The organism is Verrucomicrobiota bacterium, from assembly GCA_016871675.1.
Taxonomy (GTDB): Bacteria; Verrucomicrobiota; Verrucomicrobiia; order Limisphaerales; family VHCN01; genus VHCN01.
The window spans coordinates 1-4,140 of sequence record VHCN01000125.1 but is presented as its reverse complement, the minus strand read 5'-3'; the positions used below and the strand labels follow the sequence as shown (position 1 = coordinate 4,140).

General features: G+C 66.5%; 6 protein-coding genes. 5 read left to right on the top strand and 1 reads right to left on the bottom strand.

Annotation, left to right across the window (positions count from 1 at the left end; genetic code table 11):
• Nucleotides 1-288: type II secretion system F family protein (locus FJ386_15195; protein ID MBM3878032.1), on the bottom strand; the 288-nt coding region annotated here is incomplete at its 3' end.
• 134 nt (nucleotides 289-422) lie between these two features.
• Here FJ386_15195 and nusB point away from each other — a divergent pair.
• From nusB to FJ386_15170, 5 genes are all read left to right on the top strand, one after another.
• Nucleotides 423-923 carry a transcription antitermination factor NusB gene (gene nusB / locus FJ386_15190; GenBank protein ID MBM3878031.1) on the top strand — a complete coding sequence of 167 codons (501 nt, stop codon included), beginning with the start codon at nucleotides 423-425 and terminating at the stop codon, nucleotides 921-923.
• A 71-nt stretch (nucleotides 924-994) separates the two neighbouring features.
• Nucleotides 995-1,864, top strand: a complete 870-nt coding sequence (locus FJ386_15185) for a PHP domain-containing protein (GenBank protein ID MBM3878030.1) — start codon at nucleotides 995-997, stop codon at nucleotides 1,862-1,864.
• Between the two features lie 8 nt (nucleotides 1,865-1,872).
• Nucleotides 1,873-2,790 carry a signal recognition particle-docking protein FtsY gene (gene ftsY, locus FJ386_15180; GenBank protein ID MBM3878029.1) on the top strand — a complete coding sequence of 306 codons (918 nt, stop codon included), beginning with the start codon at nucleotides 1,873-1,875 and terminating at the stop codon, nucleotides 2,788-2,790.
• A 214-nt stretch (nucleotides 2,791-3,004) separates the two neighbouring features.
• Complete coding sequence (locus tag FJ386_15175) at nucleotides 3,005-3,766, top strand: TonB family protein (GenBank protein ID MBM3878028.1); 762 nt, start codon at nucleotides 3,005-3,007, stop codon at nucleotides 3,764-3,766.
• Entirely contained in the window at nucleotides 3,763-4,035 is a 273-nt protein-coding gene (locus FJ386_15170; GenBank protein MBM3878027.1) for a hypothetical protein, read from the top strand. Before FJ386_15175 ends, FJ386_15170 begins: the two co-directional genes overlap by 4 nt.
• The last annotated feature ends 105 nt before the right edge of the window (nucleotides 4,036-4,140 follow it).

The following is a 4,140-nucleotide window of genomic DNA, read 5'->3' as shown; positions in this document are numbered from 1 at the left end:
CATGACCTTGTTCGAGGTCTGGTCGCCGAGCGCCTGGAGCGACTGCACGATCGCGAGGCCGGCGTCGATCATCGTGGCGAGTTGCCGGGTGAAGATGACGAGGTCGGCCAGCGGCACGCTGCCGCCGGCGATCTTGCCGCGCTTGCTGACCTTCTCCTGGATGCTGACCACGAGCAGATTGCGCCCGAGCAGCGCCTGCACCGCAGCCTGCTCGGAGGCGGCGTCGATCAAACTCTGCACTTCGCGACCGCTTCCCGCATCACGCGCCACGTAGGTGAAGGTTGGCATGCGTTGGGCCTTTTGTAGCGGTATGCACGGGAGATTCAAGGTGAAACCGCCGCGCCCCGCGCCCAACTTCGGGGCTTCCGCACGCGTGTTACTTTTCCCTTCCGCGCCCCGCCTCCATGCTTCATCTTCCGCCCATGGGAATGCGGCGAGAGGCGCGGGAGCGCGCGATTCAATTTCTGTTCCAGTGCGATGTGAACGTCCCGGAAAACCTGGACGCCGCGCTCGAGAGTTTCTGGACGGCGCAGCGTTCCGCGGCACTCGAGGCTGACAAGGGGCCCGCGACCTGGGGCGAACCCATCACGCTCCCGCCGCCCAACGTCGAGGAGGCGGCCACCCGCGCGTTCGCCGAACCGCTCATCCGCGGCACGCTTGAGCATCGCGCGCGGGTCGATGAGGAGATCCGCAAGTACGCCAAGAACTGGTCGCTCGAGCGCATGGCGATCGTGGACCGGAACATCCTCCGCCTTGCGATTTACGAGATGCTGTTCCGCGAGGACATTCCGCCCATCGTCAGCATCAACGAAGCCGTGGACATCGCGAAGCGCTTCTCCACGGATGAGAGCGGCCGGTTTGTGAACGGCATCCTCGACCGCGTGAAGGACGAATTGTTGCGTCCGGCGAGGGTGGTGTTGTGAACCGCATCCGACCCACCCGCCGGGAGCCGCGTTGCACCCACATCGCGGAGTGAAGCCGCGAATGCCGAGCGATGTTCGCCGACCTTCACCTCCACACTCATTTTTCCGACGGCACCTACTCGCCGGAGGAACTGGCCGCCCACGCGCGCCGCTGCGAACTCGCGGCCGTCGCGCTGACCGACCATGACACGGTCGAGGGCTGCCCACGGATGGACGCGGCTTGCGCGAGCCTCGGCATCGAGTTCATCGCCGCGACCGAACTGACGGCGGAACTCGGGCACTTCGAACTGCACATCCTCGGCTACGGGCTCGACATCGAGAACGCGCGCCTTCGCAACGAACTCGCGAGATACCAGGTCATCCGCCAGAACCGCATCCGGGAAATGTGCGCCCGCCTCAACCGCGCCGGAATCCCGCTGGCCGCCGAGACGGTCTTCGGCCTGGCCAACTGCAAGGCCCCGGGCCGGCCACACATCGCGCGCGCCCTCGTGCAGGCGGGCTACTGCGCGAACCTCGACGAGGCCTTCCAGCGTTACCTCAAGATGCACCGCATCGCATGGGTTCCAAAGGCCAAGGTCCACGCCCGCGACGCCATCGCGTTGATCCAGCACGCGGGCGGGGTCGCCGTGATGGCGCATCCCGGGCTCAACCGCAGCGACGACTTCATTCCCGAACTCGTTGCCTCGGGGCTCGACGGGATCGAGTGTTTTCACAGCCGGCATTCCACGGCGACGAGCGAGAAATACCTCACGATCGCGGACCGCCACGGCTTGCTCGTGACGGGCGGCTCGGATTGCCACGGGATGAACAAGGGCAGGCCCCTCATCGGCACGTTGAAAATCCCCTACGAGCACGTCCGCCGGCTCAACGAACGGCTCGCTTCCTCACGGCGTGCCCGCGGCACCGCACCTGCCCTGCCCGCGGCGGCGGCCCTCTCCTGAAGTCGCGCATGGGCCTGTTCGGCAAATTCAAGGCGGGCCTTCAGAAGACCCACGCCAAGCTCGTCCACGAGATCAAGCGCATTGTCACGGGTTCGCCGAAGCTCACGCCCGAATCGCTCGAGCAGCTAGAACACGTGCTGCTCGGCGCCGACTTCGGCATGGCCATGACCCAGCAGATCGCCGACGCGGTCCGCAAGGCCTACGAGTCACAAGGCGGCTCGCAGGCGGATGTCTTCGAAATCGCCGCGCGCGAAGTCGAGCAATGTCTGGCCACCGGAAACGCGGCGCTCCGCAAGCAACCGCACGGCACCACGGTCGTTTCCATCGTCGGCGTCAACGGAACCGGGAAGACCACGACTTCCGCGAAGCTCGCCCACCTGATGCAGACGCGCGGCCAGACCGCGTTGCTCGCCGCGTGCGACACGTTTCGCGCCGCCGCCATCGAGCAAATCAAGCTGTGGGGCCAGAGGCTCAAGGTCGAGGTCGTTGCGGGTGCCTACAACGCGGACCCCGCCGCCGTCGCGCACGATGCCGTGGCCGCTGCGGCCGCGCGCAAGACCGACTACGTGTTCGTGGACACCGCCGGCCGGCTTCACACCAAGAGCAACCTCATGAAGGAACTTCAAAAGGTCCATCGCGTGATGGACAAGCAACTCCCCGGCGCCCCGCACGAGGTCCTGCTCGTGCTCGATGCGACCACGGGCATGAACGCCCTGCAACAGGCGCGCGAGTTTCACAAGGCCGTGGCGCTCACCGGCCTCGTGATCACCAAGCTGGACGGCACGAGCAAGGGCGGGATGGTCGTTGCCATCCAGAAGGAACTCGGTCTGCCCATCAAGTTCGTCGGCCTTGGCGAACAGGCGGACGACATGCAGGCGTTCGACGCGAAGCAATTTGCGCGAGCGCTCTTCTCGGAGAAGGATTGAGCCGTGAGAAGTGCATTACGTCTTGTGGCCGCGGTTTTGCTCGCGGGCTGCTCCCCCACGGCGGGCGTGAACTGGTCCAGCGACGGCCGCCCGGGCGGATTCTTCGGCACGACGATCCAGGAGTCCTTCGGCCGCTGACACGCCCGGCGCGCCCCGCTCGCGGCGTGTTCGCCATTGACGACTCCCGGTCCGCAGGAAACCCTCTGCGCGCTTGATGCACGGATTCCGCGCCACGCCATTGCTCGCCTCGCTTGCACTCCACGCGGCGGCGGGTTTGGCGTTGTTCGCCACCTGCAACGGGTCGCGCAACCGATCCCCCGCGCGACCACCGGACGCGGTGCTAACGCTGGTTCAAGTTGACCTTCGGACCGCCGACTCCCCCGCGGTGATTTCAGCGGCGGCTGCGCGGTTGCCTCAAACGACTCCATCGAACGAGCCCGCGATCAGGCCTTCCGAAGCTTCTTCGATCGAGCGCGGTTCAGTTCAACCGCTGCGAACCGAATCGCCAACCCCCCACCCCCACGACGGCGCGCTCACGACATCTCGCGCGGAGCCTCGCGACCTTGATGTTCGCATCCACCCGGCTCCTTCCTTCGCGCCAGCCCCGGGCAGTGCGGTGGTCGAAGCCGCGCCGGCGGGCGAGGTGCGCCTCGCGCCAGGCGCGGTTACATCCGTTCGCGACGAGATACGCGCGGAACGGCTGGATCGCGCACCGGGGCAAGTGCACGCACCTCCGCCCGAATATCCGCGAACGGCACGACGACGCGGCCTTGAAGGGCTCGTGCTTGTGGGTGTGCTTGTGGACGAATCCGGCCGGCCGGCCCAAGTCGCGCTCAAGCGCAGCTCAGGCCACGGCGAACTGGACGCCTCGGCGCTCCGGGCCGTCGGCCGCTGGCGTTTTGCTCCGGCCCGCCAGGGCGAAACCGCTGTCGCCTCGGCGGTCGAAATTCCGGTGCGATTCCAGCTCAACCCTTGAATCCGCTTCGAAAGCTCTGCCGCGGCCTCGGCTTCGACGTCGTGCCCTTTCGCAAGGGTGAACTGCCGCCGGACTTCGACGCGGAATCGCAGCGCATCATCCGCGAGGTTCGATCGTTCACGATGACGAGCCCGGAGCGGCTCCTAGCGTTCATCGAATCCGTTCGCTACGCCGAGCGCGCGAAGCTGCCCGGCCGCACCATCCTTATGATTGGCACGCAACCGCTCGCGCCCGGGCGTCCGGCGAACGCCGCGCGTTTGAGCCGCTGATTTGGCGGACTCCCCGGAAAACTTCTCGTTGCTTTCGCCCCGCGCGCCAGTGTAAGAGCCAAGCTCGTTGCATGGGCAAGGCTCTCATCATCGCTGAAAAACCCT